Below are 24,290 nucleotides of genomic sequence, written 5' to 3'. Positions count from 1 at the left end.
CCATGAAGCTCCTCGCCCTGGGCGTCGACCACCGCTCCGCCCCCGCCACCGTCCGCGAGGCCCTCGCCTTCGGCGACGACCGGCTTTTCGAAGGGCTGGAGGCCCTCCAGAAGTCGTTCCCCGGCAACGAGTTCGTCGTGCTGTCGACGTGCAACCGGGTGGAGGTCTACGCCGCCGGCCCGGCCGACCGCGCGCCGGACGTGGAGGAAGTCGGCGAGTTCCTCGGCGACTTCCACGGGCTGCGGCCGGAGTCGTTCGCCGGGCACCTCGTCGGCTACCACGACGAGGCGGTTGTCGGGCACCTGTTCCGGGTGGCGTCCAGCCTGGAGAGCCTGGTGCTGGGCGAGGGCCAGATCCTCGGCCAGGTCCGCGAGGCCTATCGCACGGCCGTCGACCGCAAGGCGGCCGGGCCGGTCTTCCACTCGGTCTTCCAGAACGCCCTCCGGGTCGGCAAGCTCGTCCGCGAGAAGACCGGCATGGACCAGGGGAAGCTGTCGGTCGCCAGCGTGGCCGTCGACCTGGCCCGCGAGGTCTTCGACACCTTCACGGACAAGACCGTGCTGGTCATCGGCGCGGGGAAGATGGGGGACCTGACCCTCCAACACCTCAAGGGCCTCTCGCCCGGCCGGATCCTGATCGTCAACCGCAACCCCGAGCGGGCCGAGGCCGCCGCCGCCCGCTGGCAAGGGCAGGCCGTCCCGTTCGAGCAGCTCGGCCAGGCCCTCATCGACGCCGACCTCGTCATCAGCACCACGGCCGCCGCCGAGCCGATCGTCGGCCTCGACCAGTACGTCCGCGTCCAGCGGGCCCGCCGCAACCGCCTGGCCCTGATCCTGGACATCGCCATCCCGCGCGACTTCGACCCCCGGATCGGCGACCTGGACCAGGTGACGCTCTACCACGTGGACGACCTGCGGGCCCAGGCCGAGCAGAACCTGACCCGCCGCCGGAAGGGGATTGAGCCGGCCCTGCTGATCATCGAACGCGAAACCGCCGCCTGCTACACCGCACTCCGCCGCCAGCAGGACGCCGGAGCCCTGCTGCGTCAGCTCGGCGACCGGGCCGACGAGATCCGCCTCCGCGAGCTGGAGCACCTCTTCCGGTCCCTCCCCGACCTCGGCGACGCCGACCGCGAGGCCATCGCCCACATGGCCGCCCGCCTCCAGAACCAGTTCCTCCACCACCCCCGCGCCGCCGTCCGCTCCGCCGCATCCGAACCGATCCCCCCCGACGCCCCCTCGCACCCCATCCTCACCGCCGTCCGCCACCTCTTCGGCCTCGGCGACCCCCCGCCCCCCAAACGCCTCGACAAGCTCACCTGACCGACTCCCTTTGGCTTCGCCCCCCAAACGAAGCCGACGAACCCATCCGCCGCAACCGACTACCCAACAATGCCTTGCGACCCCAAATCGCTCCCCGCGATTGGCTTCGCTCGACCACTTTCGACGCTCCCCCAGGCATCATGTCCACGCTCGTCGTGGGCCTGCGTCGGCGACGCTCGCGCCACCACTCCCATCGTCCGAATTGGCAAGGAACAAGGCCCCTCTGAGTGGGATGTTACGACACGATCCCAATATCTGGAGTGAATCCAGACGGCGGATCCGGCGGTGACCTCGGTATGCGATGAAATCGCCAAAGCGCGATTCCCCCGTCGCCTGGAGGGCCGATCGATGGCCGTCGTCAACGCCCAGGCGATGTTCGACCCACCTCCGCGGAGCGAGTGCTGCACGATGCGCCGTCTCGCTGAGGAGATGAATGCCGAGGAAACCGCCCTGCCGGAGGTCCGGCTTAAAGCCACGAGAGAAGGGCCGACTGGGGATATGAGTCGAGGGGGTCCTGACACCTTTTCAATCCTCCCAGACACTCCCCGTCCAGCCGCTCCTCCCGCGCCTTCGGCCGACACTCGCTGTTCTTTCAGAAACGACTGAATCAAGATTGCCGAAAACGCCGATAGTCCGGGTTGTCATCGCGGCTGAATGCCGCAGAGCCCGAGAGCGGGGGGGGACGAAGTCGTCTTGATCCCGTCGAGGAGTCGATGCCGATGACGCCTGTTGGTAAGGTCGCCCGTTGCGTCCTGCGTGGTTGTCTCGCGGTGATCCTGTCCGCGTGCCTGGTCGCCGAGTCTCGCGCCCAGGTGAATCCGGCGAGTCCGGATCAGCCTCCCTTACCCGCGCCGGGGGAGCTTGCGCCGGCGGCGACGGTCCCGGCTCCGGCTCCGGCCGGCACCCTCGGCCCGGAGACTTTCTCCACCCCCGACGGGCCGATCGCCGCTCCGGGGACGTTCCCGGCGCGACGGTCCAACATCGATGTCATCGTTGCGTCGATCTTCGATGACATCTATTCGGAAGAGGCGCAGGCTCGGTGGACGCCGCTCTCGCTTCGCGGCTTCTTCACGGAGGGCTGGGACCAGCCGTTCGTTCTCCCGACGGCGAGCAACAACGGCGTTCCGCGGCAGGGATGGGTGGACGCCTTCGGCGGCCATTTCTTCCGCGCCTGGTTCTTCGTGTTTGGTTACGCACGGGGGGTGAATTCGACGGGCGATCGCTATCTCGGCCAGTACACGCTCTTCGTCCCGTTCAACCGGCGGTTCGAGGCTCAGTTGGACGTCCCCGTCGTCGTCGCGACCAAGGGGGGGAGCCCGAGCCAGTATCACAGCAATTTCGGCGACATGACCGTGCACGCGCGATTCCAGCTCTCCGAAAGCAAGGACTTCGGCCAGTTGATCAATATCGCGGTGCGCACGCCCACGGGCGACTACGTCAACGGCAACGGCGTGACCGCGATCACGCCGTTGTATCAGACCTGGTACAACCTCTACGACCAGTGGGTGGTGAAGACCGAGCACGGGGTCAGCGTGCCGCTCAGCCATACGCCGACCACAGGGCACACGTCGATCGTCAACAACGTCGCCGTGGGCCGGTATTTCGCCGGGGACAAGGACGGCTGGATCCACATGCTCTGGCTTGATCTGGTGGCCAGCCAGAACTCAGTGATCGCGGGCCACCCCCGTCATGAGACGTACTTCAGCCTCACGCCGGGAATGCGCTGCCACATCACCGCCCTACCGGGACTCTGGTTCTTCTTCGCCGGCGTGAACGTCCCGATGACGGGCCCGCAAGCGTACAGCAATCAGACGCTCGTCGGCGTCCTCAAGGACTATTGAGTCGGAAAACCGGCGCGGGTTTGGAAACGCCTTGTGGGATGCGCGTCCAGAGCCGGTCGGCTCCCTCTCCCTCGCTCGGCTGCGGAGATGGCCCTCGAGAATCCGCGACGGCCTCCGCTCCAACTCGCCTGCACGGCGGCGTCACCTCGGTTCGACGGTCACACTCTCGATCTTGCCGGCTCACTCCGGCGGCCGGGCGTACACGTAGAAGGCAACGCCCAGCGGGTCGCCGAGCTTCGGATCGAGGATCGTGAAATCCAGGGGTCGATTGAGATACTTCGACTCCATCGCCACGCGATCCTTCCGGTCTCGATGGCAGTCGAGACAACTCTGTTCGGACGCCCGAACGGCGCGGGCGTCGACGGTCCACCGGCCGAGCACGGTCTGGCAGCGGTCGCCGTGTTCGAAGGCCTCGAGCGCCTTTCGACCGATCTCCTGAAGCTCACGCGCCCCGGGCAGGGGGGCGTTCGTCGTTCCCGGCGTGATCTCGACTGGGCCCTCGATGGACTGGATGGCCCCATCGTTCCACTCCCAGACGTCCTGACTCATGGACGGCCTGGCGAGCCTTCGGCTCCCGAGGTAAAAGCCGACCTTCCCACCCCGACTCTGGAGGGCGGCCATGACCTCCGCCTCTCGGTCTGTGGTCGGGGCAAAGGTCTCCGCCGATCCCACATGCATGATCCAGCGGTATGCCATCCGCGAGATCCCGAACTCCCTGGTCCCCCGGAATCACTCCTGAACGCACTCGTCCAGGGCGTCGATCAGTTCCGCCCCGGGGCTGGCCAGGGCGGGATCGACCCGTTTTGCGGCGGCGTCATCGGTCGTTGGCGGACCCGTCGAGGGGACGGACGGCGGCGAAGTGCGGGAGACGGCGGAACCCGCCACGAGGCCGGTCCGCCCCGCAAACTGCGACCCTACCCCGATGGCGACGGCTGCCGCGGCCGCCCCGACGAGCCCGAGCCTGATCTTTCGTCCCCTCGCCATGTCGAGAGCCCCCCAATCCGTCGCGAACGCGGGCCCGCGTTGGATCAAGATTTGTGAATCCCAACGGCATCAATGAGCGACATCCCGTGGAGGCTCGTCCCCATTCCCGGGATCGCGCCCTGGCTCCGAGCGAACAACCGGGAGATCTCCATCATGCCGCGAGGAATCCACGTCATCCTCGCGCCCCTTCAATCCGGGTATCCTCCCGACCTTTGAGGATATCCGCGGAGGAGGGCGTGAGTCATCTGGTCGCCATAGCGACGGCAAAACGTACGTTGGACGGGCGTTCTCAGCCTCCCCCGATCGCCTCGGCGAAGTTCCGGAGCGCGTCGCGAAGGGCTGAGGAGAGGGACGGGTCGGCGACGATGGCCTCGGCGTCGAGGTTCTTGCCGAGCAGGGGGAGGGTGATCGAAGCGGGTTCGACGAGGCGGCCGGACATAGTCGTCAGGGTCACGCGCAGGTTGGCGTCGGCCTGTGTGGCCCGCTGGGACGCGTTGATGACGGCGACGGGCTTCTCGTAGAATTCCGGGCCGCTCACGAGCCAGTCGAGGGCGTTCTTCATCACGCCCGCGACGCCCCGGGCGTACTCCGGGCTGCAGATCAACAACCCCTGGGCCCGCTCGACCTGGCTTCGCCATTCGAGGACCGTCGCGGGGGGCCCAGCCTCGTCGACGTCCGGGTTGAAATGGGGGAGCGCCCCGATCCCCTCGAAGAGCACGACCTCCACGCCGGGCGGAGCCAGCTTCACGGCCGCGTTCAGGACCGCCGTGTTCGAAGACCTCGCCCGCAGGCTGCCGGACACCGCCAGGATCCGCATTGCGCTCGCACTCCAGGACCATGCGCCGAGACTTCGACCGAACCGCCGTTCCGACGGGCGACTCGAATTGAAGCCGGGTGGGTCGTCTGGATCGTACGCGGAGCGTCAACGCCCGCGCGAGGTCGACCCGCGCATTCGCCCGGCGGCTCGGTTCGGGCGACGGCCGGCGGTCGGGCTTCAGAACGCCTGCTTGACGAGGGTGACGAATCCCCAGCCTGAGAGCATGCCCAGGACGTAGGTGCCGAGGATCAGGAAGATCTTCGGCAGGCTGGTCGACCAGGCGAGGAAGGTCAGGGTCACGGACTCGCGATTCTGCAACGAGAACGCGACGACCATCAGGAAGAGCAGGACGGCGAGTACGCCGCTCACGTAACGCATGGCTGTGAGTCCTGGAAGGAATCGGCCCGGCTGTTCCGCACGTCAGAGATACTTGAACACGCCCGCCGCGGCGTTCTGAGCCATCCGCAGCCGCCAGTTCGGCGTGGCCGAGAGGAGCAGGCGCCCGGTCCCGTGGTAGACCCGCATACGGCTCTCCCCCGAATAGAAGTAGCCGAGCAGCCCCCGTGCCGGCCTGCGGACGTCCAGGCGAAGGCCCGCGGTGCGGGCGAGGACGTACCGGCCCTCTGTGGTCAACTGCTCATCATTGAGGACGACCTCTTCCACGTCGCCCGAGGTCGCCAGCACGACCTGGCCGCTGCCGGAGACCTTCGACTGATACCAGAACAACCCCTCGCCGGCCCACAAGGCCGCGACGACTCGCTCGCGATGGAACGAGAGCCGTATCCCTTGCTCCGAAGCCCAGTAGGCCCCGTCCTCGACGATCCAAGGCTCTCCCTCCGTGACCTGAAGGGAGTAGAAACCGCCCAGCGACGATTCGAGATAGATCTCGCCGGTGCCCCGGAACCGGGGACGGAACATGGACTCGACCGAGAAGAGCGAGATGAACGCCTCGCGCGGCGACGGCAAGGGCATGTCCATCTTCAGGTCGCCCCTCATGTGGTTGAGGGCGCCCCGCTCGGTTCGCACCGTCTCATCGCGCAACGTCGCCTTGATCCACTGGCATCCTTCCAGTCTTTCGACCTCGAACGTGGCCATGATCACATCACCAACTTTCGGATGCCCAGTCGAGAGACAACATGTGAGCGCGCCGACGAGCCCCGCGGATCGCTCTCCTCCCTTGAATCGATGGGACGGCGGCGATCACGACGGGCTGGATTCTACATCGCCCAAAGCCCACATCCAATGACCCGACGGTCGCCGACATGCGTTCCCGAACAACTCGGCCTTCAACGCAATTCGCGTGGATCCAGCGGTCGACTCCGACATGACATCCACCTGAGCGGCGAACGACCGAGTGGCCCGGGCAGGTCGCCCGGACCACTGGTCGCCAGACTCTCCGTCAGTTGCTCCCCAGAGGCAAGCCGTCGTAGGCGGGGAGGCGAGACGCGCTCGACGGCAAGGTCGGCGTCACTTCAGTTCAACCGTCACGCTCTCGATCTTGCCGGTGAACGCGAACGGCAGCTTGTAGGTGAAGTCGACGGCCGAGCCGGTGTCCAGGCCGATGTCGATGCCTTCCCCCAGCGAGAACTGGAGGGGGACGGTCTTCGGCAGCTTGCCCTCGCCCACCTTCTTGCCGTTGGCGGTCAGGGTCACGGTCGCGGGCTTGCCGAGTTCGCCGGGCTTGCCCTCGTAGGCGAGGTGCATCGCCAGGGTCACTTTCCCCTTCGGCAGCGCTTCGGAGGTGATCGTGTATCGATCCAGGGCGAGCATGTTGTAGACGAAGTGGGCCTTGCCGTCGCGCAGGTAGATCCCGCAGCCGCCGGTCACGCCCCCCTCGGTGAAGATCATCCCCTCGGCCCCGTTCTCGGGGATCTCGATGTTCGACGTGACCGTGAACGACTTGTTGAGCAGCGGTGGGCAGGCGCCGCTGGGGAGGGCGATCTGGCCAGGGTAGTAGACGTATTTATCACGCTTGCCGGCGAGGTTCGGCCGGCCCTGGAGCTCGCCGCTCAGGCGTTCCACGCCACGCCAATCCAGGGGGAGCACGTTGTACTTCTCGGCCTCGGTCCAGAAGGTTGACTCAAGCTCCTTGAGCTTCTCCGGGTTTTTCGCGGCCAGGTCTTCCGCCTGGGAGAAGTCCTTGCCGAGGTTGTAGAGCTCCCACTTCGCCGTGAAGGGGTCGAAGTCGCCTCGGTTGGGGTCCCACGGCACGAAGCTGCGGCTCGACGCCATCCAGCCGTCGTGGTAGATCCCCCGGTTGACGAACATCTCGAAGTACTGCGTCTTCCGCGACTCCGGCGCGGCCTTCTCCGTGAACGACTTGAAGAAGCTCGCCCCCTCGATCGGCTTCTGTTCGATGCCGTTGAGCGTCGTCGGCGGAGTGACGCCGATCGCCTCGTAGAGCGTCGGCACGATGTCGATGACGTGCAGGAACTGCGTCCGCAGGCCGCCCCGGTCCTTGATCTTGGCGGGCCAGGAAATGATCATCGGATTGCGCGTGCCGCCGAAGTGGCTGGCGACCTGCTTCGTCCACTGGAAGGGCGTAGACATCGCGTGCGCCCAGGCGCTGGGGAAGTGGTTGAACCACTTCGGCCCGCCGATCTCGTCGATGTGCGCCAGGTTCTCCTCCCACTTCTCCGGGAAGCCGTTGAAGAAGAGGTTCTCGTTCAGGCTCCCCTCAAGGCCCCCCTCGGCGCTGGCGCCGTTGTCGCCGACGATGTAGAGGAAGATCGTGTTGTCGGCGTTGGGGAGCTTCTTGACCTCGTCGATGATCCGCCCCATGTGGTGGTCGACGTGCGCCGAGTATCCCGCGAACGTCTCCATCATCCGGGCGTAGACCTTCTTCTGGCCGTCCTTGAGCGTGTCCCACGCGGGGAGTCCCTCGCTCCGGGTCGTGAGCTTGGTGTCCGGCGGCACGACGCCTAGCTGGATCTGCCGGGCGAGCGTCGCCTCGCGGTAGGCGTCCCAGCCGGCGTCGAACTGCCCCTTGAACTTGTCGATCCACTCCTTGGGCGCGTGGTGCGGCGAGTGATTGGCCCCCGGCGCGACGTACAGGAAGAAGGGCTTGTCCGGGGAGATGCTCGTGGACTTGCGGACCCAGTCGATGGCCTTGTCGGCCAGGTCTTCGGTCATGTGGTAGTTCGGGTCCTTGCTCTTGGGGACGAGGTTGCGGTTCTCGATCAGCAGCGGATCCCAGTGGTTCATGTCGCCGGCGTTGAAGCCGTAGAAGTAGTCGAACCCCAGGCCGTTGGCCCAGCGGTCGAACGGGCCGATGGAGCTGGTCTCCCACGTCGGCGTGTTGTGGTTCTTGCCGATCCAGGCCGTCATGTAGCCGTTCTGCCGCAGCACCTCGCCGATCGTCCCGCAGCTCCGCGGGAGGACGCAGGTGTACCCGTCGTACCCCGTGGCCGCCTCGGTGATGCAGCCGAAGGTGGCCGAGTGGTGGTTGCGGCCGGTGATCAGAGAGGCCCGCGTCGGGCTGCAGAGGGCCGTCGTGTGGAACCGGTTGTACCGCAGACCTTCCGCCGCGAGCTTGTCGAGCGTCGGCGACGGGATCCCGCCGCCGAACGTCGAGTACTGGCCGAACCCGGTGTCGTCGAGCAGGATCAGCACGACGTTGGGCGCTCCCTTCGGCGCCTGAACGGGCTGGGGAAACTGCGGCGGGTCGGACTCCTTGAACGTCTTGCCGACCTTGCCGTCGAAGTGGAAGTCAGACCGCGGGAGCACCTTCGGGGTGACGCCCTGCGGCGGCTCCTCGGCGGGAGGCAGCGCGAGAGCCGCGCTCCATCGACTGAATGCGATCAGTCCACAGACGACCACGGCTGAGAACGGGATGCGACTTCGCATGGAGATTCTCACATAGGACATGGAGAGAGACGGGGTTTTCTGCCTTGGAGACTGTCTCAACCGTGCGTTGGACTGAGCCGACAACGGCCTTCCCCCCTGGAGGGGAAAGACGTCGGAACGTCGCCACTCGACTTACGGGACAGTCTCCTCGACGGTGGACGCAACGATTACTTCACGGTGACGATCACCTTGTCGATCGTCCCATTGAACTTGAACGGCGTCTTGTAGGCATCGGTCACGGGCTGGCCGGTGTCTTCGCCGACGCCGAAGGTGTCGACGCCGAAACGGCCGGCGACCGTGGCCGGAATCGTTCCCTGGGCGATGGATTCGCCGTTGATCTTGAGCGTGACGGCGGCCGGACCGCCGGGCTTCTCGCCCCCCTGGTAATCGAAATCGACCTCGACGGTCGCCGCGCCGGTCGGGACGGGCTGCTTCCCCTTCACGACCGTGTGCTTCTCGAAGTAGTTGTAATCGAAGACCGGCACACCCTTGTCGAGGTAGAGCGACAGGCCGGCGGCGACTCCGCCGAAGCCGACGAGCACCCCCTCGGACTTCTCGCCCTCGCTCCGAATGCTGGCCGAGAGCGTCCAGGAACGGTTCTTCATCGGCGGGGCCGCGGCCTCCGCGATGCGGGTGGCGCCGGGGAAATAGGTGAATTGCTTCGCGTCCGGCGACGTACCGGGCACCGGCGGCTTCGCCACCGCCAGACGCGCGGCGAATCGGTCGTCGAGCGGGTAGACGTCCTGCTGGACCGCCGCTTCATCAAACGCGGCCTTGAGCTCCTTCAATTTGTCCGGCATCTTCGCGGCGAGATCCTCAGCCTCCGAGAAGTCCTCGTCGAGGTGGTACAGCTCCCACCGGTCCTCTTCCCACTTGCCGGGCGAATAATCCCCGCGCCAGGGGAACGAGTGATGGGCGTTCGCCTTCCAGCCGTCGCGGTAGATGGCGCGGTTGCTCATGATCTCGAAGTATTGTTCCGAGCGGCCCTTGAAACTCGGGTCGGCGAAGCTGGCGAGGAACGACCTTCCCGAAAGGGGCTTCTGCTCGATGCCGTTGACCGTGCCGGGCATGGGGATCTTCACCGCCTCCAGGATCGTCGGCAGGACGTCGACGACATGCAGGAAGGCGTCGCGGGGCCTGTCGTCGGGCTTGATTCTGGCGGGCCAGCTCACGACCATCGGGTTTCGCGTCCCGCCCAGGTGAGAGGCTATCTGCTTCGTCCACTGGAACGGGGTGTTCCCCGCCCAGGCCCAGCCGATCGGGTAGTGCGGCTCGGACTCGGGGCCGCCGAGCTTGCCGATGTTCGCGAGCGTGTCCTTGACGTCGGTCTGGAACCCGTTGAGGTTCTTGATCTCGTTGAGCGTCCCGTCCGGGCCCCCCTCCGCGCTCGCTCCGTTGTCGCCGACGATGTACATGACGAGCGTGTTGTCCCCATCGGGCAGCTCCCTGACCGCGTCCAGCAGCCGGCCGACCTCATGGTCGGTGAACGCGAAGTAGCCCGCGAAATTCTCCATCAGCGCGGTGTAGAGCTTCTTCTTCTCGTCGTCGATCGTATCCCAGGCGGGGACCCAGTCCGGCCGGGGAGTCAGCCTGGTTCCCGGCGGAATGATCCCCCGGTCGAGCTGGTTCTTGTGGACGATCTCGCGGTACTTCTCCCAGCCCATGTCGAACTTGCCGGCGAACTTCTTGCGCCACTCGGCGGTGACGTGGTGCGGGGCGTGCATGGCTCCGGGGGCGAAATACATGAAGAACGGTTTCCCCGGCGCGACCGACTTCGAGAACTTCATGCGGGCGATCGCCCGGTCGGTCATGTCGGTCATGAAGTGGTAGCCGGCCTCGGGGGACTTGTTCGGCTCGACGGGGGTCGTGTTCTCGAACAGCACGGGGTAGTACTGGTGGGTCTCGCCTGCGTTGAAGCCGAAGAAGTAGTCGAAGCCCATGCCGGAAGGCCAACGGTCGAAGGGGCCGGCGACGGTGGTCTCCCAGTCGGGCGTGTTGTGGTTCTTGCCGAACCACCAGGTGGCGTAGCCGTTGTCACGAAGGATCTCGCCGATGGTCGCCGTGCTCCTGGGGATCATCGTGGAGTAGTTCGGGAACCCGGTCGCCCATTCCATCAGGAAGCCGTTGCCGCACTCGTGGTGATTGCGGCCGGTGAGCAGGGCGGCCCGCGTGGGTCCGCAGATGGCCGTGGTGTGGAAGCGGTTGTACTTCAGCCCACGGGCGGCGAGCTTGTCCAGGTTGGGCGTCGGGACCAGGCCGCCGAACGTCGAGATCTGCCCGAATCCAACGTCGTCCAGCAGGATCACAATCACGTTCGGCGCCCCCTCGGGAGCAGCCGGGGGCTTCTGCCAGACGGCCTCGGACTCCTTGTAGGTCTTGCCGATCTTCCCCTCGAACGGCGACAGGGGCATCGGCAGCTTCGTGCGGCCGTCGGCGGGCCCTGTCGGCGTGGTCTTCGCATCTTGTGCGAGCGCCTGGGCAAACCAGCCGGAAGTCGACGCCCATCCGAGCAGAGCGCCGGCAGTGAGCAGCGCCGCAGTCGGGAGAAGTAATCGGGCCCGCATGATTTAGACCCCTTGATGTGAAACAACGGTTGATGGATAGGCTAGAACTCGTCGGATTCCGCTCTGAGTTCAATTCGGCCAGGCGGTGCCAGGAATGACGCAAGCCGACGGCCTAGACCGATGACTTGCGTGAGCCCCTTTCGAGGAAGGGCAGGCGAACCCCACGCTTAACTCAGTCATCCGCCGTGGGGCGTCGAAGTCGGCCGCCGCCTGCCATGACTTCGACGGCGCTCGGCCAAACCATGCTTCGAGCCGAGAAATGCTTCGCCGATCATCGTAGTCCTCAGAACCGCACAGAGGAAGAACGTCGTCGGCCAGTCGCGCGCGAATCGCCGGTGACCGCGCGCCACGGACGATCGAGTGAATCGGTTTTCACCTGGAGCTGCCGCGTCGGCTCGGTCGATTCCTCGCATCGCCATATCCTTGGATCGGTCGTGCGAGTCGTCGAACGGCATCTGCGTGTCTCCCAACAAGTACCTAGTGCGGCGACCGCTTGGGTTGCACACGGCGGAGGAGAAAGGGGACTGGCTCCCGGCGGGAGCGCCTCGGCCCTTGGTATCGACCTGGCGGCCGGGTGCCTGTCCCCTTTCTCCGGGCATCCCCGAGGCCGCTTCGGAGCCAAGGGGGACAGGCACCTCCGCTGCGCTGCGGAGCCAGTCCCCGTTGACTCCTCCGCTCTGTGTGCAACCCGAGCGGTCAGCGCTCTAGTGCGGCAGAACTGGAGCGCCCAGTCGCTGTTGCTGAGCGACATTGAGGGGGGGGGACGATCGACAACGCGATCAGCCTCCGGGCAGCAGGGCGAGTTCGTCAAGGCCGACAGCTTCCACTCCGGCGGCGTCACTGTCCTGCTCGGCGACGGCCGCGTCCCGTTCATCAAGCACGCACCAGCCCCGCCACCGGAAGGGGCCTCGGCACCCGAGCCGGAACGAGGTGGTCAGCGCGGACAGCGATTAACCCGGGCCGCGTCCGGCTCGTCGTTCTCGGAGCGTCCGCCTCGACGGCCGCGGCAACCGCGCCCCCAGAAATCCGCCCAATCGGCTTCGAAAGTCTTGGGTGGAGGGTTCCCCCCGGCGCCGCCTTCGGGTAGTATCCAAGTGCGCCGTGGAGCAGCGGTTAGCTCGCCAGGCTCATAACCTGGAGGTCGTAGGTTCGATTCCTGCCGGCGCAACTCAAAACGGAGCGAAAGCTCCGCGTAAACACACACTTAAGAGAAGTCGAGCAGGGAGGCCAATCAAGGTCTATCCCTGCCGACATCGCCTCAAACCTCCATCTTGGGTACGTGGCCGTCCGTGGCTCACGGCTCCTCCCGTCTCCCGACGGCTACGATCGGACAAACGACAAGGCTGCCTTCCAGCGAGTGAGACCGGGCAGGCCGATCCATGCGCGATCTGACCAGCATCCTTTCCGCCGTCGAGCGGGGCGAGCGACAGGCCGCCGAGGATCTCTTGCCGCTGGTCTACGCTGAGCTGCGCCGGATGGCCGCGCGACAGCTGTCCGCCGAACGAGCCGGGCAGACCCTCCAGGCCACGGCCCTGGTCCATGAGGCTTATCTCCGTCTGGTCGGCGGGGGCCAGGCGAAGGACTGGGGGGGGCGTCCCCATTTCTTCGCCGCCGCCGCCGAGGCGATGCGCCGCATCCTGGTCGAGTCCGCCCGACGCAAGGCGCGCCTCAAGCGCGGCGGGAACGGCCGGCGATTGGAGATGCCCGACGATCTCCCCGCCCCCTCGGCGCCCATCGAGGACGTCCTGTCCGTGGATGAGGCCCTCGACGGCCTCGCCGCGCGGGACGCCGCCGCCGCTGAGTTGGTGAAGCTGCACTACTTCGCCGGCCTCACGCTGGACGAAGCCGCCGACGTGCTGGGCGTCTCGCCGCGCACGGCCTACCGGACCTGGGCGTTCGCCCGGGCCTGGCTCTTCCGCAAGCTGCGGAGCGAAGACGAGTTCCGACAAACCCCCGATTCCGGCTGATTTTCCTGGCAGTCTCGTCCCGTAGACGGCGCAGGGTAGGGTGACACCCCTGTCAGGAGCTTTCGCCCATGAGCCGTCCCGTGCCGGATGTGAAATCCGTCTTCAGCCGCGCCGCCGAGATCGCCTCGCTGGACGAGCGCCTGGCGTTCCTCGACGACGCCTGCGAGGGTTTCCCGGGGGTCCGGGCGGAGGTCCAGGAGTTGCTGGACGCCTTCGGCGAGGCCGGCTCGTTCATGGGCGCGCCGGCGGCCCCCGGCGAGACCACCCTCGACCCTCCAGCCAGCCGCGAGGGCGAGGGGACGATGATCGGCCCCTACAAGCTGATGGAGCAGATCGGCGAGGGGGGCATGGGCCTGGTCTTCGTCGCGGAGCAGCACCAGCCGGTTCGCCGAAAGGTGGCCCTGAAGGTCATCAAGCCCGGTATGGACTCGCGCCAGGTCGTCGCGCGGTTCGAGGCTGAGCGGCAGGCTTTGGCGATGATGGACCACCCCAACATCGCCAGCGTCTTCGACGGCGGCACGACCGACGGCGGCCGCCCTTACTTCGTCATGGAACTCGTCCGCGGCGTCCCCATCACCGAATACTGCGACGAGAACAACCTGACGACCCGGGAGCGGCTCGGCCTGTTCATCCAGGTCTGCCAGGCCGTGCAGCACGCCCACCAGAAGGGGGTCATCCACCGCGACCTCAAGCCCTCGAACATCCTCGTCGCCCCGCACGACGGAGTGCCCGTGGTCAAGGTGATCGACTTCGGCGTGGCCAAGGCGCTCGGGCAGCAGCTCACGGAGAAGACCGTCTACACGCGGTTCGCCCAGATGATCGGCACGCCCCTCTACATGAGCCCGGAGCAGGCCGAGGTCAACCAGCTCGACGTGGACACCCGCAGCGACGTCTACTCGCTGGGCGTCCTGCTCTACGAGCTGCTCACCGGCACCACGCCCTTCGACCGAGGGCGGTTCCAGAGGGCCGCGTTCGACGAGATTCGACGGATCATCCGCGAGGAGGAGCCGCCCCGGCCCAGCACGCGGCTCACCTCGTTGGGCGACACGCTGTCCGCCGTCTCGGCGCGGCGAGGGACCGACCCGGCCCGGCTCTCGAACCTGCTGCGGGGCGAGCTCGACTGGATCGTCATGCGCTGCCTGGAGAAGGACCGCACCCGGCGCTATGAGACGGTCGCCGGCCTGTCGAAGGACGTCCAGCACTACCTGGCCGACGAGGCGGTCGAGGCTCGCCCGGCGTCGTCCTGGTACCGGTTCCAGAAGTCCTACCGCCGCCACCGGGCCTCCGTGCTGACCGCCGCGGGCTTCGCGCTGCTGCTGGTCTCCGGCCTGGCCGGCGTGACCTGGAAATGGCGGGCCGAGCGCGCGGCCAGAGCCGAGGCCGACGCGGCGCGGCGGGACGCCGAATCCAAGGCGCAGGAGCTTCGCGAAGGCGCCGAGCGGATGAACGCGGCCAACGCGGCGATCGACCTGGCCGCGCACGAGACGACGCTCAACCGCTGGGCCGCGGCCGAGTCCTCGCACGGCCGGGCGATCGAGCTGCGCCCGGACCACGCCCAGGTCTGGCTCCATCGCGGCGAACTCTACGCGACGATGGGACTGTGGGACCTCGCCGCCGAGGACCACGCTCGGTCGTTCGACCACCGAACGCCTGACCTGGCCCGGCAATGGTACGAGGCCGCCTTGCTCTTCCTCATCCGGGGCGATGCGCCGGCCTATCGGCGGACCTGCGAGCGGATGCTGACACGGTTTGAGGGCTCCAGAGACCCGTCCGTCCTGATCCGGCTCGTCCGCGCCTGCTCGCTGGCCAACCCCATCCCCGCCTTCGCGGCGAGGCCCATCGAGCTCGATTCTCGGTTCGTTCCGAAGGACCTCCAGTGGAGCCGACTCTTCGTGCGGGGGCTCTGCCTTCACCGCCTCGGGAGGGACGCCGAGGCCGTTCACGACCTGCGCGAGTCCCTGTCGAAGACCAGCTTCCACGCCCGATCGCTCGTGTATCCCGTCCTGGCAATGGCGCTGCATCGGTCGGGGCAGGTCGAGGCCGCCCGGCAGGAGTTGGCGAATTCGCGGCGGGAACTCGACCGCCTCCTCCAGCAGGCGATCCGCACCCAGGCCGACAGCCGCTCTGGGCTCGTACCCTGGCAATACTGGAACGACTGGGCGGAGTTCCTCTACTTCCACGACGAGGCGCATCGGCTGATCGAGGGAACCGCGATGCCCGACGATCCGCGGCGGAGCATCCTTCGCGGGCGAGGCCTCGCCGCGCTGAAGCGCTGGGACCAGGCCGCGCCCGAGTACGCCAGGGCCGTCCAGCTCGCCCCGAACGACGACGTGATCCGGCTCGAATCGTTCCGCTTCCATGTCCGCCGGGGAGGCCTCTCCGACGCCCAAACCGAGCTGGCGACCGTGAAACGCATCCGCCGCCGCGACCCGCACGTCGCGATTGAGGCGTTCCGCTCGTACGCCGACGCCGGCTGGTGGGACAGGGCGGAGGAGGAGCTGGCCGAGGCGGTCCGGCTCCGCCCGGACGACTTCTACATGAGGCTTGAACGGTTCCGCTACCACGCCGCCCTCGGAGAGTCCGACCAGGCCGAGGCCGCCTTCGCCGCGGCGACCCGAGGGCGCGAGGCCGACGTCCCGTTCCGGATCAAATGCGCCGACGCCCTTTCCGAACTCAAGTACTGGGCCAAAGCCTGTCGGGAGTACTCCTCGATCCTTGACGCCGACCTCGCAGGCGACGGCGAGTGGAACCGGAGGACCTGGCTGCGGCTCGCGACCTTGCAGCTCTACACCGACGACGTCGAGGGCTACCGTCGCGCCTGCGGCCGGCTGATCGAGCGCCATGGCAGCGTCGTCGATGGGAGGACGCTCGCCATGCTCGTCCGCCTCTGCCTGCTCCACGCCGATCCCGGCGTCCCCCCGGAGCGCATCGCCGAGTTAATGGATCGGATGGTCAAGGCCAACAGCGGAGCCACACAGGGGCTGCAGTTCATTATCGCCCCCGCCTCCCTGCGGGCCGGACGCGAGGTGGACCTGCCTGCGCTCCAGGGAGCCTACGACCGGGTGAGGACCGGCGCCCTGCGGATCGCCCTGGCCTGCGTCCAGCAGAGCCGAGGGAACTCCGGCGCCTCCCGGAACCTGCTCAACGGGGTCGAGGTCGGCAACCGTCGGCCGGACCCCGCAGCCGGCCCGACCGACGCCTGGGAGGTCGTCCTGGAGACGCAGTTCCGGTATCTCCAGGCCGAAGCCGTGATCCAGTCCGAGCGGTGGGGCGAGATCGACCAGCTCATGAAGCAGAAGCGCTGGGAAGCGGCGATCGACGCCATCACCCCCTTCCTGACCCCGGAGGACCGGTTCGGAGGGGACTGGGGGGCCCGCGCCGGTTGCTTCGCGGAACTCGGCCGTTGGGACGAGGCCGCCGCGGACGCGAGGAAGGCCGGGGCCCTCGCGCCGGATTACCTGCCGGTTGCGATCGCGCACGGCCAGATCTTCTTGCAAGTCGGCGACGAGAATTCTTACCTCCAACTCTGCCGGGACGCGATCCAACGCCACGGCCAGTCGACCGATCGCACGACCCTGAACAACGCGGCCTGGCTGTGCGTGCTCGCCCCTTCGGCCGCCGGGGAAGCCGCCCGCGCGCTCGGCCTTGTCGAGAAGTCCCTGGGGAAGTCGTCCGACAACAACAGCGCCCACACGCGGGCCTGCCTGCTCTACCGCCTGGGCCGCGACGACGAGGCTCTCAAGCAACTGGACGGCCTGGAAGGACAGCCCGGCTATTCGGCGACCGCCTACGACTGGCTCTTCCTGGCCATGATCCATCATCGGCTCGGCGGCAAGGATCGGGCTCGGACGTATCTCGACCGCGCGGTCGCCTGGATCGATACCGCCGCTTACCTGGGATGGCAGCAGCGCGCTGAGCTGAACCGCTTCCGCGCCGAGGCTGAATCGCTGATCCGAGCGAGCCGCTGACATCTCGCCGGATCGTCGACGATCGGGTGAACGGCCCATTGAAAATGAATGCGTTTTTATTTTCAGAAACCGCCACCCCTCGGTACATTCGTCGCATCGCCATATTCTTGGTTGGTTCGTGCGAGTTATCACTTCCGGCGTCTTTTCCGCCTTCGCCCCCTCGGGGCGAATCGTGCTCGCCTGCGCGAAGGCGGATCGGCCGACGCATGGGGAGGTTGTTGCGATGGATCGTCGGGCTTTCACGTTGATCGAGCTGTTGGTCGTCATCGCCATCATCGCCGTCTTGATCGCGCTTTTGCTGCCCGCCGTGCAGGCGGCGCGCGAGGCGGCGAGGCGGATCCAGTGCACGAACAACCTGAAGCAGATCGGGCTGTCGCTGCACAACTACCACAGCCGGCACGACTCGTTCCCGCTGGGGTGTTCGAGCGGCGTGGTCGCCCTGCCCAACAAGTATCTCGACCAGCAGAACTGGAGCGCCCAGGCGTTGCTTCTCGGCGACATCGAGGGGGGGACGATCTACAACGCGATCAACTTCAACTTCGCCGCGGAGGGAGCGGACGCCAACCCGATCAACTCCACGGCGAAACAGGCGCGGATCAACACCTTTCTCTGCCCGTCCGACGGCAACGCATCCAGCGACAACTGGAACAACTACTTCGCCTCCAAGGGGACGACGACCGTCAAGAGCGCCACCACGACCAGCGGCCTGTTCCGGCTGCTGGGATGTTACGGCATCCGCGACGCCGTCGACGGCACCTCGAACACCATCGCCTTCTCCGAGGGGATCCGGGGCTCCGGCGCGAAGGTCAAGGCCCGGGGGAACGGCCCCTTGCAGAGCGGCTCGCTCCCCACGGCCGCCAGCGTGCTGGACGCCTCCGGGTCGCTCGCGAGCGTCCAGGCGGCGCTGAACACCTGCAACACCTCGTACGCCGCCGCCGCCCCCACGATCCTGACCGACAAGGGCCTCCGCTGGGCGATCGGGACCGAGGGCTACACGATCTTCAACACGGTCGTCACCCCCAACGCCTCGAACTACCCCTGGAGCGTCTGCAAATGGGGCAGCAGCGTCGCGGCCCAGCAGGGGGAGTTCACCCGAGCCGACAGCTTCCACTCCGGCGGCGTCAACACGCTGCTCGCTGACGGCAGCGTCCGGTTCATCAAGGACAGCATCAACCAATCGACCTGGATGGCCCTCGGCACGCGGGCCGGCGGCGAGGTGATCAGCGCCGACAGCTATTGATCGAGGCCGCGGCCGGATCGTCGACACCGATCGTCGGTCCGGCCCAGGCAGCGGTTGAACGTCTTGAGCGTCGCCAGCAGCAGGGCGAGGGCGACGACGACGTAGACGACGATCCAGACGACGATCCAGACGGAGTGGCTGACGGCCTTGCCGGTCGAGAGAATCTTGCCGCTGAACAGGCCGGTGGAGTAGCCGACGCCCCAGAACGGACTGGCCGCCGCCACGCCGGGCCCGATCGAATTGGGCCCCTCGCCGAAGACCGTCATACCGAAGGCGATGGCTCCGATGAGCACCACGACGTAAAGCCCGGCGGTCAGGCCGACGGCCCAGTCCAGCCTGGGAAGCCAGGTCGCCAGCGCCAGGCCCAGACTGGTGATCGCCGCGCCGTAGGCGAGGATCAGGCCGCCGATCAGGATCGGCGCGAACCCGTTGTTCGTCGTCACGGACGCGGCGATGAGCACCGGCCAGATGAGCAACGGAGGCACGCCCCGGAAGGCCCCCAACCACTTGCCCATGACGATCGACCGGGTCGACAACGGCGTGGTCAGCAAAACATCAAGGCTTCCGCGCTGGCGCTCTTCCGCCAGGCTCGTCGCCGCCGAGACGCTCAGGAGCAGCAGCCCGGCCGCCGTCTGAAAGCCCGAGATCACGCTGGCCCCCTCTCCGATACCCCCCCGCGCGCCGGCGAGGACGGAGACGACCACCCAGAGACTGAACCCGCTGGCGACCACGGCGTAGAGCCCCCAGACGGCGACCGTCCAGAGCGAAGGCCGCCGCCGTCGGCACTCGCGCCAGAGGACCGGATTGCCGTCGAGCGACGGCGACGGCATCAAGCCCGCGAGCCAGCCGAACGGCGTCGGACGCGCCTCGACCGGCGGCTCCGGCCGGCGTACCGCCTCTCCTCGACCGGCCTGCCGGACGACCACCGTCCGGATCCGCCAGATCGACAGCGCCGCCAGCAACGCCGAGGTCAGCAGTCCCAGCACGCAGAACCGCGCCTGTTCCTTGATCCCGATTGAGAGCGGGCCGGTCACGCCATTCAAGGGGGCGAGGACCAGGAAGGCCGGGTTGTAAGGGAGCAGAGCCAACTGGCCCGGAAACCAGGACGGGCGGGCCGCCCAGGGGACGACCTCGAAGATCGCCGCCCAGATCAACGCTGAGAGCATCCAGAAAATGCCGAAGGCGTAGGTCGCCAGCAGAACCTCATGCGTCTTCCGGCCCCAGATCGACAGCGTCAGCGCCAGGGTGCAGCCGAAGACGCCGCAGGCCAGGCAGACCAGGACCGCGCCGGTCGGCAGCAAGGGGTCGACGCCGCCGAAGAGGGTCGCCAGCGCGAGCATCGGCGCCGCGCAGGCGATCAGGCCGAGCACCGGCGTAAGCCGCGCCGCCAGCTTGCCCAGCACGATCTCCGTGTTGGACAGGTCGGTCGTGAACAGGACCATCAGATTGCCGCGGGCCTTGTCCACGCAGACCGATCCCGCCGTCGCAGCCGGCGCCGCCAGGCCCACCAGACCCAGCAGGATCAACGCCGTCGCCATGTAGAAGTCCTGGCCGATCCCCGCCAGTTGCCGGACCGACATCCTCCCCGAATCGTCCAGCTCCCCCAGCCAGACGCACGCCAGGCCGAGGAACATCAAGAAGACCAGCAACGACCGCAACGCATAGACCTGCCAACGTCGCGAGCCGGCCAACCACTCATAGGCGAAAACCGGCCCCAGCCCGAAGCGCGTCGCCATTCCCTCGGCCTCCCCCGTCCGCACCGTCGTCCGAAACCGCGACCGCCGGGGATCGACTTTATCCTGCAAAGCTTGCTGCGGACAAGGGCCTGCCGAGACTCGGCGTTCGAAGCGCATGGAGAGGCCCCTGGTGGGCGTCGGGGAGAACGCTCGCCGGGGGCCTGTTGGATTAGAGCTCGATGTCGATGGGCTGGTCGCCGTCTTCGATGTCGAGTTTCTTGACGTTGGGGTGGAGGGTTCCGCCCCCCAGCTTGGCGGCGGCCTTGTCGACGTTCGACTTCGGCACGGGCTTCCCCTTGGCGTCGTCGGACGGAGCGAGGTCGGCGGAGACGTCGATCTGGGGGGTGCGGATCGAGATCTTGTTGCCGCCGTAGAGGGTCGTGACGGTGTACGTCCCGTCCTCGCCGATCTTCGCCGATCGGATGCCGGCGAACTTGCGCTTGACGTTCGAGGGGTCGAACATGATCTCGCCCCCGGTCGCCGGCTTGCCGCCGATCTTGACGGTCCCCTTGACGGCGACCTCGTCCGTGGAGGCCGAGACCGACGGGGCGCCCGTGTCGCAGCCGGCCAGAAGCAGGCCGCAAGCGAGGGCGGCGGCGACGGGGATGGCCCAGTTGATCTTGTTTCGAAGCATGGTCGAGAGCGACTCCGATTCGTACTGCGGGCCGACCGGCGCAGCGGCCGCGGCCCGCGAAGGATGGCGGGGTGGGATCAGAGGGCGTCGGCCGAGATGACCTCGCCGCCGCCCATGGAAGCGAGCGCCCACCAGACGTTCAGGGCCACCGAGTTCTTCACGGCCTTGACCGAACCGTCGGCCATGCAGACGTTGACCACGCCGGGGTGCCGGCTGGACGCCGTGACGGCGAAGCCGTTGTTGGCGTAGGTGCAGCTCCAGGTGTTCGGCGGCATCACGTGGCAATAGGCCCCGATGTTCGGTGCACCGGCGTACCACTGGTAGCCGTGGCTCCAGAGCTTGACGCTGGAGGTCGCGGTCGGCGCCTTCGAGTTGCAGACGTTGTAGTCGGCCTGGGGGTTGGGCGGGTAGGCCGGCTTGGTGCTGCTGGCGTCGCCGTTGGCCGAGGTGGGCTTCATCGAATCCCAAAGCGCGTAGTCGTCGTCGCCGACGCCCAGCACCTGCTCGCTGAAGGCCGCCGTGTTGCTGGTGCCGTCGACGATCATGCTCAGCTTCACGTGCGGGATGCTCTTGGACATGTACGGGCTGCCGAACGACCGCCCCACGCCCGTCAACGCCTGCGGGGAGTTGGCGCTGTTGGTGTTGTAATAGTAGAACTCGTCGGCCGTCGCCCCGGCGCACATCATGTAGTTGCAGTGGCCGTCGGCGTTGGTCAGCCGGTCGGTGTCCGACGGGCAGAGGAACGCGGCCACCTGAATGCGGAACGACGTCGTGTTGGGCGGGTTCCCCGTCCACATCGCCGCGCCGGTGTTGGCGAAGTTGATCGAGTTGTAGAGAGCCTGCTGCTCCATCTGCGGCAGGAACATCGGGTGCGCCGACCAGCCGTTGTAGGAGCCGGGCCCCATGGCCCAGGGGAAAGCCTCGCTCTGGGCCGACGCGTAATTGTGCAGCGCCAGGCCGATCTGCTTGAGGTTGTTGACGCACTGAGCCCGGCGGGCGGCCTCGCGAGCGCTCTGCACGGCCGGCAGCAACAGCGCGATCAAAACGGCGATGATCGCGATCACCACCAGCAACTCGATCAGCGTGAATCCTCGACGATTCGCGTCCGATCGGCGACGCAACGATTGCAAGGGCATGGGCGATCTCATCATAAAAACAGAATTCGTGAATGCATGACGCGGCGAAGACGCAACGCCCGACGCCCCTTCGAAACGGCTGGAAAGTCCCTGCGTTCGAGGACGAGGCGTGCGCCTTCAATCGGGCTGGACGGCAATGGGGAGGGAAGAACGCGCGATACAGCGAGGAGAGGAACCGCGCGCCCTCGACATAACTACTAAATTTATAGTTTGCCCGTCAAGCCCGCATGCAAGGTGGGGCCGCCGACAGTCGCCGCTCACCGACCCTTCGGCCTCCTGAGGAGGTTCCCCAGAAAGGCGACGTTGTCGGTCCCGGCCTGGTTCTCACCCAGCCAGTTCAGAAGCAGGGAGGGGCCAAGCACGATCACCTCGCCGCCGTCACGCGAGACGGCGGCGAAACCCAGGTCCTTGTCATGAGGGTCGTGAATGAGGATCCGGGCGCGGCCGTCGTCCTTGACGCGTACGGGAGTCATCCTGCTGAAGACGATGGTGTTGACATTCTTCAAGAACGGGTCGCTGGCGTCCGGCGCGGCCTTGACAGTGATGGGAACCCAGTTCGGGCCCGAGGGATCGGACCTCTCAACGACGTCCCTGTCCGTGATTTGAAGACCGAAGGGCTCCAGCAAGTCATTCATCTTCGGCACGGAGCCCAACATGAAGGCGCTCGCGCCGATCACGAGTCGACCGCCGCCGCGAACGTAGCTCCGGAGGATTTCCGAGTCCGGGCCCTGAACGTACACCGGACCGCCGTCCGCCAGGAGGACGACGTCGAATCGCTTCAGCCATTCGGGAGGAATCGGCCGCGCGTCCCGGTCGTATTCGACTCGCCCTCGATCGGGAAGTCCTTCGAGAGTCGGGTCCAGGTAGCTGACGTCGAGGTTTGCAGACTTGATCAGGTCGAACCAGGGTTGAAAATACTCGCGATCGTCGGCCGCCGAACCGAATGAGGGGGTGATGAACAACACCTTGGTCAGGTCTTTCTCCTCGGGAAGCACGCTGACCGTCGCGGGGAACTCGAATCGCCGGCCGTCGTAGTCGATGTGAACGGTACCCTTGAAGTCGCCGGGGCGGCTCGTATCTACGGCCAGCCTGAGTTCGACGAGCCGCGTCTTCTTGCCAAGTCGAGTCTGCTGGCGAATCTGCACCCCGCGCACCTTGAGGAACGACGGCGGATTGACCTCGACGTTGAGTTTCCCGCTCTCATTCGTCTCATTCAGGATGAGAGTCGCCCCGCCGTCGGCCAGGGCCCCGACGCGAAGGGTGCCGAAGTTCAATTCTTTGGGAACTCTGAGCGGCCCATCCGGCGCCTGCTCGACGGCCGCGACAGCCTCGGGCGCCTTGATCTCAGCCTTGGGTTCCGGCGGACCGGCGACGCCCTTGGGCTGAAGCGTGAGGACGGCCGCCGACAACACGGCGACGCTGCCGAGGGCCGCCAGGGACAGCTTCAACCGCGTCATGAGCATGTCTCCAAGAACCTGTTTCAACAGAACCACCGCGGCGCCTTCGGCCCGGCCGGCGGCGAGCATCGAGGCGAGGCCGACGGTCGAGTCGACGAGCGCGACGGGCAAAGGCGCCTGGAAGGGGGCGGCGACGGGGATCAGGGACGGCGAGAGGCCGCGGCGAGCGAGCCGGACGCGGAGCCGCTCGCGACCACGCGCCAGGCGGCTCTCCACAGTCCCCACCGGGCAACCGAGCCGGCGGGCGGCCTCGGCGTGGGTGCGGCCCTCCAGACAGCAAAGAACGACCGCCGCGCGATAGCGGTCGGGCAGAGCGTTCACTTCCTCATGGACGATCGGCCCGACGTCCTCGGGCGTCTCGGCGCGGGTCGCGCCGGCCCTCTTCTCGGCGGCCGCCTGCTCATGGCGACGACGTCGCGCCGCAGCCGAACGAGCGCACGACGACACGCGATAGGCCACCTGGTAAAGCCACGGGCCGATGTCGTCCCGAGCCCGCAGCGAGCCCGCCTTCTGGGCGAGCACCAGGAACGACGCCTGGAATGCGTCGTCGGCCGCGTGCGTGTCGGCCAGGATCGACCGACAGACCCGCAGAACCATCGCCCCATGCCGCTCGACCAGCAGCGCGAACGCCGCCTCGGCCGCCGCGCCGTCGCGGGCCGCGAACCTCTTCAAGAGTTGCCCGTCCGCCAGACCGCCGAGCGTCCCCGCCTCGAACAGCGTGCGGAGCCGCCCGAACCCCAAGGGCCGTTCCTCGCTCGTCATCGTTCCTTCTCCCCGG

Annotated in this window: 16 protein-coding genes and 1 tRNA gene; 6 read left to right on the top strand and 11 right to left on the bottom strand. The window is 67.1% G+C overall.

Translation table 11 applies throughout. From position 1 onward, the window contains the following. Window positions 1-2: 2 nt before the first annotated feature. Both hemA and G5C50_RS25415 read left to right on the top strand, forming a co-directional pair. Window positions 3-1,322: a glutamyl-tRNA reductase gene (gene hemA, locus G5C50_RS25420; protein ID WP_165073783.1), complete on the top strand. Its 1,320-nt coding sequence runs from the start codon at window positions 3-5 to the stop codon at window positions 1,320-1,322. Window positions 1,323-2,041: 719 nt separating this feature from the next. After that, entirely contained in the window at window positions 2,042-3,163 is a 1,122-nt protein-coding gene (locus G5C50_RS25415; protein WP_165073782.1) for a hypothetical protein, read from the top strand. A 180-nt stretch (window positions 3,164-3,343) separates the two neighbouring features. On the opposite strand, the gene G5C50_RS25410 is transcribed toward G5C50_RS25415, so the two are convergent. The 7 genes from G5C50_RS25410 to G5C50_RS25380 form a co-directional block, all read right to left on the bottom strand. Further along, the gene (locus G5C50_RS25410) at window positions 3,344-3,859 is read right to left on the bottom strand and encodes a c-type heme family protein (RefSeq protein WP_165073781.1); all 516 of its coding nucleotides are present in this window, start codon (window positions 3,857-3,859) and stop codon (window positions 3,344-3,346) included. A 33-nt stretch (window positions 3,860-3,892) separates the two neighbouring features. After that, complete coding sequence (locus tag G5C50_RS25405; protein ID WP_165073780.1) at window positions 3,893-4,147, bottom strand: hypothetical protein; 255 nt, start codon at window positions 4,145-4,147, stop codon at window positions 3,893-3,895. A gap of 289 nt (window positions 4,148-4,436) precedes the next feature. Continuing rightward, window positions 4,437-4,964 (bottom strand): NADPH-dependent FMN reductase, encoded by a 528-nt coding sequence (locus G5C50_RS25400; RefSeq protein WP_165073779.1) that lies wholly within the window; start codon window positions 4,962-4,964, stop codon window positions 4,437-4,439. 177 nt (window positions 4,965-5,141) lie between these two features. Beyond that, on the bottom strand, window positions 5,142-5,342 hold the full coding sequence (locus tag G5C50_RS25395; protein ID WP_165073778.1) for a LapA family protein: 201 nt from the start codon (window positions 5,340-5,342) through the stop codon (window positions 5,142-5,144). 42 nt (window positions 5,343-5,384) lie between these two features. Beyond that, window positions 5,385-6,059: an AIM24 family protein gene (locus G5C50_RS25390; protein ID WP_165073777.1), complete on the bottom strand. Its 675-nt coding sequence runs from the start codon at window positions 6,057-6,059 to the stop codon at window positions 5,385-5,387. Between the two features lie 372 nt (window positions 6,060-6,431). Continuing rightward, entirely contained in the window at window positions 6,432-8,810 is a 2,379-nt protein-coding gene (locus tag G5C50_RS25385; protein WP_165073776.1) for an arylsulfatase, read from the bottom strand. Window positions 8,811-8,977: 167 nt separating this feature from the next. Next, window positions 8,978-11,221, bottom strand: coding sequence for an arylsulfatase (locus G5C50_RS25380; RefSeq protein ID WP_407673595.1), 2,244 nt, complete (start codon window positions 11,219-11,221; stop codon window positions 8,978-8,980). Window positions 11,222-12,469: 1,248 nt separating this feature from the next. Between G5C50_RS25380 and G5C50_RS25375 the strand changes: the two genes are divergently transcribed. The 4 genes from G5C50_RS25375 (at window position 12,470) to G5C50_RS25360 (ending at window position 18,549) form a co-directional block, all read left to right on the top strand. Next, window positions 12,470-12,542: transfer RNA gene (locus tag G5C50_RS25375), tRNA-Met, on the top strand. A gap of 211 nt (window positions 12,543-12,753) precedes the next feature. Further along, window positions 12,754-13,341, top strand: a complete 588-nt coding sequence (locus G5C50_RS25370) for an ECF-type sigma factor (protein WP_165073774.1) — start codon at window positions 12,754-12,756, stop codon at window positions 13,339-13,341. A gap of 68 nt (window positions 13,342-13,409) precedes the next feature. Continuing rightward, window positions 13,410-17,309, top strand: coding sequence for a serine/threonine-protein kinase (locus G5C50_RS25365; RefSeq protein WP_165073773.1), 3,900 nt, complete (start codon window positions 13,410-13,412; stop codon window positions 17,307-17,309). A gap of 223 nt (window positions 17,310-17,532) precedes the next feature. Continuing rightward, entirely contained in the window at window positions 17,533-18,549 is a 1,017-nt protein-coding gene (locus tag G5C50_RS25360) for a DUF1559 family PulG-like putative transporter (RefSeq protein ID WP_165073772.1), read from the top strand. On the opposite strand, the gene G5C50_RS25355 is transcribed toward G5C50_RS25360, so the two are convergent. From G5C50_RS25355 to G5C50_RS25340, 4 genes are all read right to left on the bottom strand, one after another. Beyond that, entirely contained in the window at window positions 18,543-20,285 is a 1,743-nt protein-coding gene (locus G5C50_RS25355; protein ID WP_165073771.1) for an ABC transporter permease, read from the bottom strand. The genes G5C50_RS25360 and G5C50_RS25355 overlap by 7 nt on opposite strands. Window positions 20,286-20,454: 169 nt before the next feature. Beyond that, a complete protein-coding gene (locus G5C50_RS25350) occupies window positions 20,455-20,919 on the bottom strand; it encodes a hypothetical protein (protein ID WP_165073770.1) in 465 nt (154 codons plus the stop codon). Between the two features lie 77 nt (window positions 20,920-20,996). After that, window positions 20,997-22,055 (bottom strand): DUF1559 family PulG-like putative transporter, encoded by a 1,059-nt coding sequence (locus G5C50_RS25345; protein WP_165073769.1) that lies wholly within the window; start codon window positions 22,053-22,055, stop codon window positions 20,997-20,999. Between the two features lie 257 nt (window positions 22,056-22,312). Further along, the gene (locus G5C50_RS25340) at window positions 22,313-24,274 is read right to left on the bottom strand and encodes an RNA polymerase sigma factor (RefSeq protein WP_165073768.1); all 1,962 of its coding nucleotides are present in this window, start codon (window positions 24,272-24,274) and stop codon (window positions 22,313-22,315) included. Window positions 24,275-24,290: the final 16 nt, after the last annotated feature.

Source organism: Paludisphaera rhizosphaerae (assembly GCF_011065895.1).
Taxonomy (GTDB): Bacteria; Planctomycetota; Planctomycetia; order Isosphaerales; family Isosphaeraceae; genus Paludisphaera; species Paludisphaera rhizosphaerae.
Note: the sequence above shows the minus strand (reverse complement) of the source record. Positions and strands in the feature narration are given on the sequence as shown.

Coding starts and splice junctions, on each gene's coding strand:
- hemA (WP_165073783.1), top strand. CDS start 3: ATGAAGCTCCTCGCCCTGGGCGTCGACCACCGCTCCGCCCCCGCCACC.
- G5C50_RS25415 (WP_165073782.1), top strand. CDS start 2,042: ATGACGCCTGTTGGTAAGGTCGCCCGTTGCGTCCTGCGTGGTTGTCTC.
- G5C50_RS25410 (WP_165073781.1), bottom strand. CDS start 3,859: ATGGCATACCGCTGGATCATGCATGTGGGATCGGCGGAGACCTTTGCC.
- G5C50_RS25405 (WP_165073780.1), bottom strand. CDS start 4,147: ATGGCGAGGGGACGAAAGATCAGGCTCGGGCTCGTCGGGGCGGCCGCG.
- G5C50_RS25400 (WP_165073779.1), bottom strand. CDS start 4,964: ATGCGGATCCTGGCGGTGTCCGGCAGCCTGCGGGCGAGGTCTTCGAAC.
- G5C50_RS25395 (WP_165073778.1), bottom strand. CDS start 5,342: ATGCGTTACGTGAGCGGCGTACTCGCCGTCCTGCTCTTCCTGATGGTC.
- G5C50_RS25390 (WP_165073777.1), bottom strand. CDS start 6,059: ATGGCCACGTTCGAGGTCGAAAGACTGGAAGGATGCCAGTGGATCAAG.
- G5C50_RS25385 (WP_165073776.1), bottom strand. CDS start 8,810: ATGCGAAGTCGCATCCCGTTCTCAGCCGTGGTCGTCTGTGGACTGATC.
- G5C50_RS25380 (WP_407673595.1), bottom strand. CDS start 11,221: ATGCCCCTGTCGCCGTTCGAGGGGAAGATCGGCAAGACCTACAAGGAG.
- G5C50_RS25370 (WP_165073774.1), top strand. CDS start 12,754: ATGCGCGATCTGACCAGCATCCTTTCCGCCGTCGAGCGGGGCGAGCGA.
- G5C50_RS25365 (WP_165073773.1), top strand. CDS start 13,410: ATGAGCCGTCCCGTGCCGGATGTGAAATCCGTCTTCAGCCGCGCCGCC.
- G5C50_RS25360 (WP_165073772.1), top strand. CDS start 17,533: ATGGATCGTCGGGCTTTCACGTTGATCGAGCTGTTGGTCGTCATCGCC.
- G5C50_RS25355 (WP_165073771.1), bottom strand. CDS start 20,285: ATGGCGACGCGCTTCGGGCTGGGGCCGGTTTTCGCCTATGAGTGGTTG.
- G5C50_RS25350 (WP_165073770.1), bottom strand. CDS start 20,919: ATGCTTCGAAACAAGATCAACTGGGCCATCCCCGTCGCCGCCGCCCTC.
- G5C50_RS25345 (WP_165073769.1), bottom strand. CDS start 22,055: ATGCCCTTGCAATCGTTGCGTCGCCGATCGGACGCGAATCGTCGAGGA.
- G5C50_RS25340 (WP_165073768.1), bottom strand. CDS start 24,274: ATGACGAGCGAGGAACGGCCCTTGGGGTTCGGGCGGCTCCGCACGCTG.